The organism is Nocardia sp. NPDC050412 (assembly GCF_044458825.1).
Taxonomy (GTDB): Bacteria; Actinomycetota; Actinomycetes; order Mycobacteriales; family Mycobacteriaceae; genus Nocardia.
Genome location: NZ_JBITIJ010000005.1, coordinates 564,945 through 577,040, shown reverse-complemented (window position 1 = coordinate 577,040; position 12,096 = coordinate 564,945). Strand labels below are relative to the sequence as shown.

The window sequence follows — 12,096 nt, the reverse complement described above, 5'->3', positions numbered from 1 at the left end:
CATGGAGTTGACAAGAACGCCGCAGGTAGCAGGAGCGACATGGTGAGCATCGATCGACCCGACAACCGACCATAGCCCGCCCGCGCCGCTGAAGACACAGCCAGCCACAGACCTGACGCGCCGCACGAATCCAATCCGATTCGGCACGAGCACCCGCGATCGACGCGGGTCCCAGCGACTCAGACCCGGCCCGACATCACGGCCTGCGCGTTGTCAGGGGCGGCGCCGCCGCCTTGGCCCGCCCCTGACGACAGTCTCCAACCCAGCCTCATAGGAAGGAAGCACAAACACATGACCAGCACGGCAGGTGTCTGGATGACATCTCGAGCCCATGATCAGCTGCAGACCGAATTGCGGGAACTGCTCGCGCAACGCCACATCGAATTACCCGATGGGGACAGTGGCGACTACGCACGCAACCAGGCTCTGCATTCCGCACGCCAGGCACGCATCCGCAGGATCCAACACCTGCTCGGCAACGCCCTCATCGGCCAGAACCCACCCGACGACGGAATCGCCGAGCCCGGCATGGTCTTGACTGTCCGCTACGACGACACCGAACAGGTCGAGACGTCCCTGCTCGCGGAACGTGAAGCCGAAGACAGCGAGATGGAGGTCTACTCCACGCAATCGCCACTGGGCAGCGCCATCACCGGAGCGCGACCAGGCGAACGCCGTATCTACCACACACCCAGTGGCGCGATCATGGCGGTGACGCTGCTACACGCGGTCCCCTACGGACTGACGAACCCAGCCCCCGGAAAACACGAGAACAGTCCAGCGAAGGATCTGCCCTGTCGTGCCCAACCGGTAACTAGCTGAACGGAGTTGAACGGAATGAAGAACATGCGGGTACGCGAGGTCATGCAACGACCGATCATCGCCGTGCGGCACAACAACACGGCACGCGAGGCGGCGCTGATGCTCGCCGAACTGGGCTACGCTGCGTTGCCCGTTCTCGACCAGGACGATCGCCTCATCGGGGTAGTCACCAGCGGTGACCTCTTGCGGGCCGGCGAACTCAACGACCCGGTCAGTGCGGTGATGACCACACCAGCGATCTCGGTCCCCGATAACGCGGCACTGGCCGAGGTCATGAGCAGGCTGGTAACGCACGGACTGCGCAGTGTGCCAGTCGTTGATGCCGAGGGCCGCGTGATCGGCATGTTCAGCCGTGGCGACGCGTTGCGAATCATGCTCACCCCCGACGACGCACTCACCGCCGGTGCACAAAACCTCCTCGATCAATACACCGGCGCACGGCGCTGGCACGTCACCGTCGATGAAGGCGACGCCACCATCTCCGGCCGGTTCGCCGACGAATCCGAACGGCGAATCACCGTCGCCCTCACCCGCACGGTGCCCGGCATCCGCACCGCGATCATCGCGACCACACCGACCGCCGCGGCCGCAGCCGTGCACTAACCCGCAACCGCAACAGTCCGAATCCAACCTTCGACGCAAACGACGTGACGCCACATCGGTGGATTCGGGCCTGCGGCACCGAACGTGGACAGATTGTGGCACTACGCCATCCGCGCCGGGCTCATCGAACCCTCACCACCACACCAGCCGCACAGGATCAGGTTGTCGGCACCTTTCGCCGGTCGGCCCACACCATGATCGGCTCCACCACTCGCGCTGCGATCGGACCGAGCACCGCCATCAACAACACATACGTGGTCGCCATCGCTGCGAACTCGGCTGGTAGCGCGCCAGCGGTGACAGCGAGACCGGCGATCACGATCGAGAACTCACCGTGGGCGACCAGCGCGGTTCCCGCGCGTGCCCGCCCGTACCTGGCTACCCCGGCCTGCTTGGCCGCCCACCATCCGGTCGCGATCTTCGTCGCCACCGTGACCACCGCCAGCACACACGCCCAGCCCAGCACCGGAGGGATACTGGCAGGATCGGTACTCAACCCGAAGAGCACGAAGAACAACGCCGCGAATAGGTCCCGCAGTGGTTCGAGGAGTTTGGTGGCGTTGTGGGCGGTCGAGCCCGAGATCGCGATTCCGAGCAAGAACGCACCCACCGCCGCGGACACCTGCACCGCGGAGGCGACACCGGCCACCAGTAGCGCGGAGCCGAGGAGTTGCAGCAGGAAGATCTCGCGGTCCTCGCTGTCGACCAGCATCGACACGTATCTGCCGTACCGCAATGCGACGATGAGTACGATCATGACCGCTGCCAGTGCGATACCCAGGGTCTCGAGTCCGGCGAGGAATCCGAGTCCGGCCAGGACCGCGGTCAGCACTGGCAGATATCCGGCCATCACCAAGTCTTCGAACACCAGGATCGACAGGATCGTCGGGGTTTCCCGGTTACCGAGGCGACCGAGATCGTTGAGAACTTTCGCGACGATGCCGGAGGAGGAGATGTAGGTGACACCGGCCATGGCGATCGCGCCGGTGATACCCCATCCGAGCATCAGGGCGACCATCACACCAGGGGTGGCGTTGAGCACGATGTCGAGAACACCGGCGGCCCAGGATCTTCGCATGCCGGTGACCAGTTCGGCGGCACTGTATTCGAGGCCGAGTAGCAGCAACAGCAGTACTACGCCGATCTCGCTACCCAGGTGGATGAACTCATCGATTTGCCGCAGCTCGACCAGCCCACCGGAGCCGAACACCAGCCCCCCGACCAGATACAGGGGAATCGGTGACAAACCGATCCGTGCGGCGACGCGGCCCAGCAGACCCAAACCGAAAATTACCGCGCCCAGCTGAATCAACGCGAGCGCGGTTTCGTGTGCCACCATCGGATCAGCCGTCGGTCAGAATTCTGGCGGCGGCGTCTAGCCCCTCCGCGGTACCGACAATAACCAGCAGGTCCGCCGCAGTGAAAACGAAATCGGGGCCGGGCGAAGGTAACGGGTTCCCAGCCCGCATCACCGCCACGATGGATGCCTTTGTGCGCGTCCGCATCTCGGTATCACCGAGGCGACGCCCGTCGTAGGGGGAACCTTTGCGGACCGGCAACTGCCGGGTAGTCACTCCATCGAATTCCCGATGCTCCTCCCGCAACTGCGCCACCAACTGCGGGGCCCCCAGGAGGTTCGCCAGTGCCGCGGCTTCCTCGGCGGCAAGCGGAATCTGTTCGGTTGCTTCGGAGTTGTCGGCCTTGCTCACGATCAGATCGATCGAGCCGTCTTTGTGGTCGATGATTCCTATCCGGCGGCGCCCCCCTCTGAGCGGAAAATCTTTGCGTATACCGATACCCGGCAAGGGAGTCACCTCAACGTTCACCCGAACCACCCTAGCTTCCACTAGGACAGAAGTGTGTCCGGTTTGTCCGGTCCTGTGTGGGGCCGAATGTACGACAGGTTTGTCAGTTCGGTCTATCGCCTTTCAGCTATGAGTCGCGGAAGTTCCCGCCGAACCCCGTCGTCCGCGGTGAATGCGTTCAGGGCTTCCACAAGGCGGGGTGATACTCGGGGCAATGCCGCGCTTACGGCTTGATCGGCATGGGCACCGCACTGGGCGGCGATCCATCGTGTTCGAGCACCAATGACCCGCCGCCGGCTCGTCGAACGGATCGACGTCGCCCGCGTGGTACGGGAACGAGCCCGGTGCGCCTGGCTGCTGCAACCTACGGGAGGAACGGAAATGACCTCACCAAACCTCGTCGCCAAGGTGGGCGCCCGCGCCCTGCAGACCCGATGGCTGGCGCGCGCACCCATCTGGCTCTACCGAGCCGGGCTCGGGTTCCTGTTCGGCACGCGGATGCTCATGCTGCAACACATCCGGCGAACGCCGATTCGTCGTACTCGAGGTCGTCGACCGGCCCGCGCCGGACGAGTTCGTCATCGTCTCCGGGTTCGGCACGAAAGCCCAGTGGTACCGCAATATTCAGGCTCATCCACAAGTCCGGCTCTCCACCGGCCTGCGGCGCAACATCGCCGCGATCGCGACTCCGATGACCGACGACGAGTCAGCGACCGCGCTCGAGCGTTACGTCGACCACCATCCCGGCGCTTGGGACAAGCTGCGCGAGACCATCGAACATGCAACCGGCAGGCCGGTCGCCACGCTGCCGATGGTTCGGCTGAATGTATTGACCGCCGCGTCCTGATCACGAGGCGGATGATCAACCGCGTTGGCGATCACGGTTCCCTGGGCAGCTCACCACCCCGGCCGGCAAGACACCACGCTGCGGAGCGCAACGACTCCGACGGCTGCGCCGCAAAGCCCAACGCGTAGTCCAGGTACTCGGGGTTCCGGACTGGCGGGGCCCGGTATTCAAGTAGGCGGAATTCGGACTCGTTGGGTCTGGCTACATCGGTGAACCGTGACGTCGTTCATCGGAGAATCTCGACGGCGGTGTCGGCGGGCAACGTCACGATCGGACTTGACAGTCGTCGGTGGCCGTTTCGAACCGCGCACTATGCGGCTAGTTAGAGACTGGTGTCGGTGCATTCCTCCGGAATTTCGCCGTTCGGGGTGCTCCCCTGTCAGCGTGGGATCGTGAGGAGGACGCGGCCGCGGCTGCCAGCATCTACGCGGTCGTGGGCTTTGGCGATGTCGGTGAGCGGGTAGCGGTCGCCGACATCGACGGTGAGAGCGCCGACGGCGGCCGCAGAGGTCAGGTCGCGGGCGGCCAGTCGCTTGGCGGCGGTGGGGAAGTCGTCGCTGCCCATCAGGCGCAGGGTGACGTTGTTGAACAGCAAGGTCCAGAAGGGGATTTCAGTGCGGTCGGCGCGAGTTGCGTACGCGGCGATGGTTGCACCGTTCGCAGCGACGGCGTTGTCCAGGTCGGCGTTGTCAGACAGGGACACCTCGATGATCCGGTCCACTCTCCCGGGGGCGTGGGCGCGGATCTCGGCGGCGGGATCGTCAGCGTCGAGGGCGACGGCGTGGGGGACGACCGACGGATCGACCCGGTCCAATTCGGTGGCGCGGCGGACGGTGCCGATGACGGTGGCCCCGCCCCAGGCGGCGAGTTGAGCGGCCAGCGACCCGACCCCACCGAGGACACCGTTGACCAGAACGACCTTCCCGTCGACCGGGCCGTCTGCGAACACGGTGCGGTGCGCGGTGATGCCGGGGATGCCCAGGCTTGCGCCCAGATCGTCGCAGACATGGTCGGGCAGCAGGACAGCCAGGTCCGCGGGTACGACGGCGTACTGGGCGGCGGTACCGAAGGGCCGGTAGGACTGGGCGCCGTAGATCCACACACGCTGCCCGGTACGGCGCGCCTCGACGCCGTCGCCGACCGCGTCGACAACGCCGGCGGCGTCACTGTGCGGGATCACCCGCGGGTAGGGCATACCTGACCCTGTCCAGCCAGCGCGCTTCTTGGTGTCGCCGGGGTTGACACCTGAGACGGCGACGCGGACGCGGACCTCCCCGGGGCCGGGAGCGGGGTCGGGCACCTCACCGACCTGCAGTACCTCAGCGGCGGGGCCCTGTTCGTCGTACCAGGAAGCAAGCATGGTGGTGCCTTTCGTTGTCTGCAGCTCGCCGATCCGCTCAGCGGCGAGGAGATCGTGTGGGTTGGCCCTAAGGGTCTGGCTGGGGATTGCCATCGCCGAGGACCTCGCGGATCCAGATGCGTTCAGCTTGGCTGGTGGCGCGGGCGGTGAGCAGCATGCCGCGCCGGTAGGGGTCACTGACATCCTCGGCGCGCAGCGGCCTGTCACCGTCGTAGAAGAAGCTCGCCGATTCCTCCAAGAAGGCCAGCCGACGTCGGAGTACCGCGTGCTGGTCGGCGACATCGGGCAACAGGGACAGGAACGCCAGGATCGTGAACCAGCGGGAGAAGTCGGTGAGCTCATGCGCGGCCGGCTCGCGCAGGCGCCGAAGCATGTCCTCGTGGCCCGCGTCGGTCAGATTCAGCACATACCGGCCGGCCCCTGCTTCCGGCGCGGGTCGCCGCTCGATCAGTCCCGCCTTGACCAGGCGGTTGACCGCCGGGTAGAGGGTGCCGTCGCTGACCGGCCGACTGTATCCGGTGAGCTGCGTAATGCGACGGCGCAGCTCGTGTCCCAGAAGGGGGCCGGCGGCCAGGAATCCGAGGAGGGAGAGTTCCAACACTCCTCCAGTGTCGCACATCGATTCGATGTGTACATCGAATCGATGTTATCGTGGCGATGGTCCTGCCGGCTTCGTTTCGAACACCACATCGCAGGCGGGGAGAGAGAAGTCTAAATGTCGTCGAAATCTGTTGAATCAGTGATGCATCGCTTCGTCGAGTTCATCAACACAGCCGATGAGGATCTTGCCCGGGAGGTCATCGCTCCCGACGCGGTGTTTCATGCACCCAGTCACGCCGAACCCCTGCGCGGCCCTGCGGGCTATCTGGAGATCATCGCGATGATGCGCGGCGCGTTTCCTGATGTGCGGTGGACGCTGGACGAGAGCGTCACCGAGGGAAGCACAGTGGCCGCGCGGTTCACCATGCGCGGAACCCATGAAGGCGAGTTCTTAGGGGTCCCTGCCACGGGCAACAAGATCGCGGTCCAGGCCATGAACTTCTACTACCTCGCCAACGGCCGGATCGTCAAAGAGCGGGGCCTGCCCGATCTGCTCGGGGTCATGCAACAGATCGGCGCCGTACCAGCGCCGTGAGGAAGCTTCAAGAGCGGAGGGCTTACTCGGTGTCAGGCGGTACCGCTTCACCTGCGACAGATCCGCAACCCCTGCGTACGAACGCATCACGTATTTGATATGCACGTGCCATCAAAAATCGATGCAGCGACACCGCCCGGAGAGGGCACGATCATCGGCAGAAGAGTGCGTTCGACAGCCGCGCCGAACGATCAGGACATGCCAACTGGCGACGTCAATTTTAGTCGATACCAACGGATCCCGACTGTGCTGCGCGACGTCACAGTTGGCCGATGATCGACGTCCGATCTCACTAGCACAGCCATTGGGTCGGTAACGATCAGCGAATGTGGTCGCCTGGTGCGTAGCGGTTCCAGGTGCCGCCGACGTGGTCTCGGTGGCGGTGGGCGGTCGTGTAGTGGATGCCGAGGGCGTCGGCGATGACAGGTGCGGGTACTTGCAGGACGAGCTGCCGCAGGGCGGAGACCGTGTAGAGCGAAGTCGTGGACGCGTGCTCGTGGCCGACCTGTTCCTGGACGAACCGCGGGTCCCAGTTGTCCTCGATCAGATGGGTGACATAGGAGCGACGCAGCGAGTGGAAATCGAGCGCCGGGTCCAGCCCGACCGCGTCACGATAGGCGGCTAAGCGGGTGTTCATCCGAGTGAACCCGATCCGGGCGCTGCGTTCGGATGGCCAGCATGCGCCCTGGGCTGCAGTGGTCAGCAGTGGCCAGACCTCCTCCTTCCACTGCTCAAGGATCTCGGCCGACCAGGGCCAGACCGTCAACACGCTGCGTCGTTTCGGCGGGGAGCCCTTCTTGGCCTTGCCGTGGCGGACATAGACGACGCCGTAGTCGCCGAACTCCGCGCCCTCGGGGTTGCGCCCGAAAGTCGACCGCGTCGAGCATGCGAGTTTCGTTGCGGCGCAACCCGAATGCGTAGGCGGTCTTGAACAGCACCGCGTCCCGGAACGCCGGAAGCCAGCCCTTGCGGCCGCGGCCGCGGACCTCGTCGATCTGGGCGTCGGCATGGTCGAAGAACGCCTGCAACTCGTCTCGGGTGAACGCTCGCTTCCCGGCATCGGCCTCGGCCTCCTGGACGTGCACGGCGGTATTCCATTCGTGGACAACCTGAATCGGATGTGTGCCGAAGCGCTGCTCGCACTCGCCAGCCCATTGATAGGCGGGATCGATCAGGTAGGCGCAGAACAGGCTGATCGAGTTCTGGTAGTTCCACAGTGCCGACGTCTGCTCTTCGCCGTGGCGGGCGATCAGCGTGTACCGGGTCGCGGCCTCGGTGCGGGCTTGCAGGGCGGTGACGATTTTCAGGTTGTTCCTGCAAACCCTTGCCATGGTCGCCGAATTCGAAGCGAACCTGAACCATCTGCGCACCCGCGAAGGCATGGCCAAGGCCCGCGCGAAGGGCCGACTCAAAGGCAAACAGCCGAAACTGCCTTTGGCAGCGCGGAAAACGATCCACCGCCGCTACCACGACCCTGACGACGACGCGAGCCTGGCCGACCTCGCCGAGGAATACAGCGTCGGCCGCTCCACAATTCATCGCATCATCAGCGGTACAGCCCCCCTCGCGCCTAGAACGGGCCCCACCGCGCCACGTACCAGGTGACACGTTCTTACCGGCACCCCATCACCGCTGGTCAAGCCATTGTCGTTGTTTTCCGCATGATTACTACTGGGACACCTAGCTGCCACGACAGCGACCGAAGCCAACCCGCCTTCGAGTCGAATCTTGTTGAAGCACTTCTTGATTCGGCCTCGGTCAGCGCCCGGTCAGCTGCCGCCAAGTCCGCACCAGTTGGCTGAACTCTTTGACCTGCACGAGCACGTGTTCACGGGCGGCGTTCTCCGCGGCTTCGGAGTCTCCGGAAGCGATGGCGTCGGCGATCTCACGGTGTTCGGTCAAGGATCTACGCATGCGGTCCGGTACTCGCAGCTGTAGCCGCCGGTACGGCTGTAGGGCTCGTTTGAGAGTAAGGGCCTGCTGCCGCAGATACTCGTTGCCGCAGGAGTCGTAGACGACGCCGTGGAACCGGGCGTTGGCGTAGTAGTAGCCGTCGGCATCGCCGGTCGTCGCGTGGTTTTCGCACTCCTTCAGCGCGCGTTCGAGTTCATCCAGCTCCGCCCGTTCGATGCGGCGTGCGCAGAGCCGTGCCGCCATCCCTTCGAGTTCGGCCATGACCTCGAAGCGTTCGGCCAGCTCGGAGATGCTGAGCTCGGTGACGTAGGTGCCCTGTTTGGGGCGGATCTGCACCAGTCCGGAGCGCTCCAGGGCCAGCAGGGCTTCTCGGATCGGCGTGCGCGAGCATCCGAACTGCTGCTCGAGCTGTAGGGCATCCAGGCGTTCGCCGGGTCGGTAACGGCCGTGGACGACGGCGTCCTCGAGCGCGTCGCGTACCCGCTGGGATTCCGGGACTCGAGCCATGTACACCTCCGAGAGCAGATTACTCGACCGCCAGGGGTGGCGCGCCTCACATTTATACTCTATCGTCCCTGTTGTATACATCACGGCCTCTAATGCATACCGAGGCCGTGGGAAGGAAATCGCGATGGGGCAACAAGACGGCTGGCTGCTGACCGACCTGTTCCGAGCTCTCGGGCGACAGCACGACAGCGATCCGGCGGACAGACATTCGCTGGTATCCCCGCTGGACCAGCTGCTCGCCGCCTGCGAGGTGCTGATGAGCGATATGGGCGAGGCCTCGATGCGCGCGGTCGCGACTCGGGCCCTCGCCGCCTACGCCGAGCTGGGCGATAACGACAAACTCGGCTTCTTCACCCACATCACCACGACCTACGACGTCGACGGCGATCAGGTCCGGGCCGCCTTCCGGCGGTGGGATGACGCACGCAACGCCGGATCCCGGAGCGAGGAGGAGCTGGTCCGGCTCTTCGACGTAGTCGAACCGGCCCGCCAGCAATTGCTCCGCCGGATGAACCACGCCCCCGACGCCACCCTGGCCCTGGTCGAGATGCGCGCGGACCTGCGGCGGCTGTTGCACCGTCACCCGGAGTTGCGGCCCCTCGACCACGACTTCCACCATCTGCTCACCTCCTGGTTCAATCGCGGCTTCCTCCGTATGGAGCAACTCACCTGGGATTCACCGCAGGAGCTGCACCAGCATCTCCTGCACTACGAGAAGGTCCACCCGATGGCGAGCGCGGCCGAACTCCGCCGCCGTCTCGAGCCCCAGGATCGCCGCGTCTACGCCTTCTTCCATCCAGCGACCGCAGACGTGCCACTGATATTCGTCGAGGTCGCCCTGGTGCGCGGCATACCGGACACCATCACCCCATTGCTGGAGCCCGGCCCGGAGCTGAACCCCTGGGCAGCGGATACGGCGGCGCTGTACTCGATCAACAATGCCCTGGACGGATTGGCTGGAGTCTCTTTCGGCAGTTTCCTCATCAAGCAGGTCATCGAGCAGATCGGGGAGCAATTGCCACATCTGACGCAATTCGTCACGCTCTCCCCCATCCCCGGATTCCGGCGCTGGCTCGACAGGCAGGCCGAACAGGATAAGGATCTGCGGCTGATCGTCCGGGAGTTGGCGGACATGGCAGCGCCGGCGGATCTGGGTGCGGCGGACATCGAGCAGATCCATTCCCGGCTCTGCCACGCGCTGGCCCACTACATCGCCGGCGAGCGGGATAACGACGGACGACCTCTCGACCCGGTGGCGCGATTCCACTTGGGCAATGGAGCCACGGCCTGGCGGCTGAACTGGCCGGCAAACACCTCATCGGAGGCCTGGCGGCAGTCCTACGGCGCGATGATCAACTACCGCTATGAACCGGCGAAGCTGGAGCGCCAGCACGAGGACTTCGTTCGCCGCCGCACCGTGGCACTCGACGGGCCACTGCGGGACATGTTCACCGATTCTCCGGCAGCGTCCCAGCTTCGAGATACCACCATCACCACAGACGACGTGAGAGGAACATCCCCGATGTCGCCCTTCCCGACCATCTACCGATCCTTCGCCGAGCAGGCGCGGCGGCGGCCGGACAAGACACTGTTCGAACTGCCCGACAACCGGTGCATCACCTACCGCGAGACCGCGGAGACTGCGCGACGGATTGCCGCCCGACTCGTCGCCGACGGCGTCACCCCCGGCGACCGGGTCGCAATGCAGGTGGACAAATCTCCGGAGGCCATCGCGCTGTACCTCGCCACCCTGCGGATCGGAGCCGTCTTCCTGCCACTGAACACCGCCTACACCGGGGCGGAGATGGATTATTTCCTCGGCGATGCACAGCCGCGCGTGCTCGTCTGCTCCCCGGATCGCCGAACCGACCACGCCCACCGCGACGGAGAAGGGCTCATTGTCGAGACCCTCGGCGTCTCCGGCGACGGCACCCTCCTCGAGGGCGACGACCGCTACGAAGAGGTCTACGACGCCACAGCCGAAGACCCGGCGGCCATCCTCTATACCTCCGGCACTACAGGTCGTTCCAAGGGTGCGGTGCTCACCCACGGCAACCTCGCCTCCAATTGCCGTGCGCTACTGGAGACCTGGCAGTACACCGCCGAGGACCGGCTGATCCATGCCCTGCCGATCTTCCACGTCCATGGGCTGTTCGTCGCGGCGAACATGACTCTGGCGGCGGGTGCCAGCATGTACTACCTACCCAAGTTCGACTCCGAGGCGATCATCGATCTGCTGCCCCGGGCCACTGTGCTCATGGGTGTGCCCACCTTCTACACCCGCCTGCTGAAAGACGACCGGCTCACCCCGCAGACCTGCGCCTCGATGCGGCTGTTCGTCTCCGGCTCCGCCCCGCTGCTCGCGAGCGACCACGAGGCCTTCGAAACCCGTACCGGCCACGCCATCCTGGAGCGTTATGGCATGACGGAGACCGGCATGAACACCACCAACCCCTACGAAGGCGGGCCGCGCAAACCCGGCACCGTCGGAAAACCGTTCCCCGGCACCGAGATTCGAGTAGTAGACCGCGAGAGCGGTCAGGCACTGCCGGACGGCGAGGTCGGCGTCGTGGAGGTCCGCGGCCCCAATGTCTTCGCCGGTTATTGGCAGATGCCCGAGAAGACCGCAGCCGAGGTTCGTGCGGACGGTTTCTTCATCACCGGCGATCTGGGCCGTATCGACGAGGACGGCTATTTGTGCATCGTCGGCCGCGACAAGGACCTCGTCATCTCCGGGGGCTACAACGTATACCCCAAGGAGATCGAGGAGCTGCTCGACACCCACCCCGACGTGCTGGAATCCGCCGTGATCGGAGTCCCCCACCCGGACTTCGGGGAGACCGTGGTCGCCGTCGTCGTCCCAGCTCCGGGCCGGGCGCCCCAGGCCGGGGAGTTGCTGGAATTCATCGCCGGCGACCTCGCCCGATTCAAGCAGCCCCGTGCGGTCCGCGTCGTAGAGTCGCTGCCCCGCAATGTCATGGGGAAGGTGCAGAAAGCCGAACTGCGGAAGCGCTACGCCGACCTGTTCGCCGGCGTGGGTACGTGATTCGAGGGCAGTCGGACTGGCCGCCCGACTCCTCTCTCCTCTCGGTCAGGAGAAGAC

General features: G+C 65.1%; 13 protein-coding genes and 1 pseudogene. 6 read left to right on the top strand and 8 right to left on the bottom strand.

The window, feature by feature from the left end:
• Nucleotides 1-291 precede the first annotated feature (291 nt).
• The gene (locus ACIBI6_RS17225; protein WP_396956923.1) at nt 292-822 is read left to right on the top strand and encodes a GreA/GreB family elongation factor; all 531 of its coding nucleotides are present in this window, start codon (nt 292-294) and stop codon (nt 820-822) included.
• A gap of 15 nt (nt 823-837) precedes the next feature.
• On the top strand, nt 838-1,425 hold the full coding sequence (locus ACIBI6_RS17220; RefSeq protein ID WP_396956921.1) for an HPP family protein: 588 nt from the start codon (nt 838-840) through the stop codon (nt 1,423-1,425).
• A 157-nt stretch (nt 1,426-1,582) separates the two neighbouring features.
• Here the strand turns inward: ACIBI6_RS17220 and ACIBI6_RS17215 are convergent, their stop codons facing one another.
• The 3 genes from ACIBI6_RS17215 to ACIBI6_RS17205 form a co-directional block, all read right to left on the bottom strand.
• Nucleotides 1,583-2,764, bottom strand: coding sequence for a cation:proton antiporter (locus ACIBI6_RS17215; protein WP_396956919.1), 1,182 nt, complete (start codon nt 2,762-2,764; stop codon nt 1,583-1,585).
• A gap of 4 nt (nt 2,765-2,768) precedes the next feature.
• Complete coding sequence (locus ACIBI6_RS17210) at nt 2,769-3,251, bottom strand: TrkA C-terminal domain-containing protein (RefSeq protein ID WP_364352746.1); 483 nt, start codon at nt 3,249-3,251, stop codon at nt 2,769-2,771.
• A 481-nt stretch (nt 3,252-3,732) separates the two neighbouring features.
• Entirely contained in the window at nt 3,733-3,864 is a 132-nt protein-coding gene (locus ACIBI6_RS17205) for a hypothetical protein (RefSeq protein ID WP_396956917.1), read from the bottom strand.
• Between ACIBI6_RS17205 and ACIBI6_RS17200 the strand changes: the two are divergent.
• A pseudogene (locus tag ACIBI6_RS17200) lies at nt 3,808-4,077 on the top strand (nitroreductase family deazaflavin-dependent oxidoreductase); the annotation flags it as partial. The gene ACIBI6_RS17205 and the pseudogene ACIBI6_RS17200 overlap by 57 nt on opposite strands.
• Nucleotides 4,078-4,456: 379 nt before the next feature.
• Here the strand turns inward: ACIBI6_RS17200 and ACIBI6_RS17195 are convergent.
• Both ACIBI6_RS17195 and ACIBI6_RS17190 read right to left on the bottom strand, forming a co-directional pair.
• Nucleotides 4,457-5,530, bottom strand: coding sequence for an NADPH:quinone reductase (locus ACIBI6_RS17195; RefSeq protein WP_396956915.1), 1,074 nt, complete (start codon nt 5,528-5,530; stop codon nt 4,457-4,459).
• Nucleotides 5,505-6,038, bottom strand: coding sequence for a PadR family transcriptional regulator (locus ACIBI6_RS17190; RefSeq protein WP_364352737.1), 534 nt, complete (start codon nt 6,036-6,038; stop codon nt 5,505-5,507). The genes ACIBI6_RS17195 and ACIBI6_RS17190 overlap by 26 nt, the downstream gene beginning before the upstream one ends.
• 114 nt (nt 6,039-6,152) lie before the next feature.
• Here ACIBI6_RS17190 and ACIBI6_RS17185 point away from each other — a divergent pair, with 114 nt between their 5' ends.
• A complete protein-coding gene (locus tag ACIBI6_RS17185) occupies nt 6,153-6,572 on the top strand; it encodes an ester cyclase (RefSeq protein WP_364352734.1) in 420 nt (139 codons plus the stop codon).
• Nucleotides 6,573-6,891: 319 nt separating this feature from the next.
• Here ACIBI6_RS17185 and ACIBI6_RS17180 read toward each other — a convergent pair whose 3' ends face one another.
• Nucleotides 6,892-7,341, bottom strand: a complete 450-nt coding sequence (locus ACIBI6_RS17180; protein ID WP_364352731.1) for a tyrosine-type recombinase/integrase — start codon at nt 7,339-7,341, stop codon at nt 6,892-6,894.
• Nucleotides 7,304-7,903 carry a hypothetical protein gene (locus ACIBI6_RS17175; protein ID WP_396956912.1) on the bottom strand — a complete coding sequence of 200 codons (600 nt, stop codon included), beginning with the start codon at nt 7,901-7,903 and terminating at the stop codon, nt 7,304-7,306. Before ACIBI6_RS17175 ends, ACIBI6_RS17180 begins: the two co-directional genes overlap by 38 nt.
• Here ACIBI6_RS17175 and ACIBI6_RS17170 point away from each other — a divergent pair.
• Nucleotides 7,881-8,177, top strand: a complete 297-nt coding sequence (locus ACIBI6_RS17170; protein WP_396956910.1) for a recombinase family protein — start codon at nt 7,881-7,883, stop codon at nt 8,175-8,177. The genes ACIBI6_RS17175 and ACIBI6_RS17170 overlap by 23 nt on opposite strands.
• A gap of 153 nt (nt 8,178-8,330) precedes the next feature.
• Here ACIBI6_RS17170 and ACIBI6_RS17165 read toward each other — a convergent pair whose 3' ends face one another.
• On the bottom strand, nt 8,331-8,993 hold the full coding sequence (locus ACIBI6_RS17165; protein ID WP_396956908.1) for a GntR family transcriptional regulator: 663 nt from the start codon (nt 8,991-8,993) through the stop codon (nt 8,331-8,333).
• A gap of 124 nt (nt 8,994-9,117) precedes the next feature.
• Between ACIBI6_RS17165 and ACIBI6_RS17160 the strand changes: the two genes are divergently transcribed.
• Entirely contained in the window at nt 9,118-12,039 is a 2,922-nt protein-coding gene (locus ACIBI6_RS17160; protein ID WP_396956906.1) for an AMP-binding protein, read from the top strand.
• Nucleotides 12,040-12,096: the final 57 nt, after the last annotated feature.

What these genes read in the sequence shown, in the direction of transcription:
- ACIBI6_RS17160 (WP_396956906.1), top strand. Translation starts at nt 9,118, where the DNA reads ATGGGGCAACAAGACGGCTGGCTGCTGACCGACCTGTTCCGAGCTCTC.
- ACIBI6_RS17175 (WP_396956912.1), bottom strand. Translation starts at nt 7,903, where the DNA reads ATGGCAAGGGTTTGCAGGAACAACCTGAAAATCGTCACCGCCCTGCAA.
- ACIBI6_RS17185 (WP_364352734.1), top strand. Translation starts at nt 6,153, where the DNA reads ATGTCGTCGAAATCTGTTGAATCAGTGATGCATCGCTTCGTCGAGTTC.
- ACIBI6_RS17225 (WP_396956923.1), top strand. Translation starts at nt 292, where the DNA reads ATGACCAGCACGGCAGGTGTCTGGATGACATCTCGAGCCCATGATCAG.
- ACIBI6_RS17165 (WP_396956908.1), bottom strand. Translation starts at nt 8,993, where the DNA reads ATGGCTCGAGTCCCGGAATCCCAGCGGGTACGCGACGCGCTCGAGGAC.
- ACIBI6_RS17220 (WP_396956921.1), top strand. Translation starts at nt 838, where the DNA reads ATGAAGAACATGCGGGTACGCGAGGTCATGCAACGACCGATCATCGCC.
- ACIBI6_RS17205 (WP_396956917.1), bottom strand. Translation starts at nt 3,864, where the DNA reads ATGAGCCTGAATATTGCGGTACCACTGGGCTTTCGTGCCGAACCCGGA.
- ACIBI6_RS17195 (WP_396956915.1), bottom strand. Translation starts at nt 5,530, where the DNA reads ATGGCAATCCCCAGCCAGACCCTTAGGGCCAACCCACACGATCTCCTC.
- ACIBI6_RS17215 (WP_396956919.1), bottom strand. Translation starts at nt 2,764, where the DNA reads ATGGTGGCACACGAAACCGCGCTCGCGTTGATTCAGCTGGGCGCGGTA.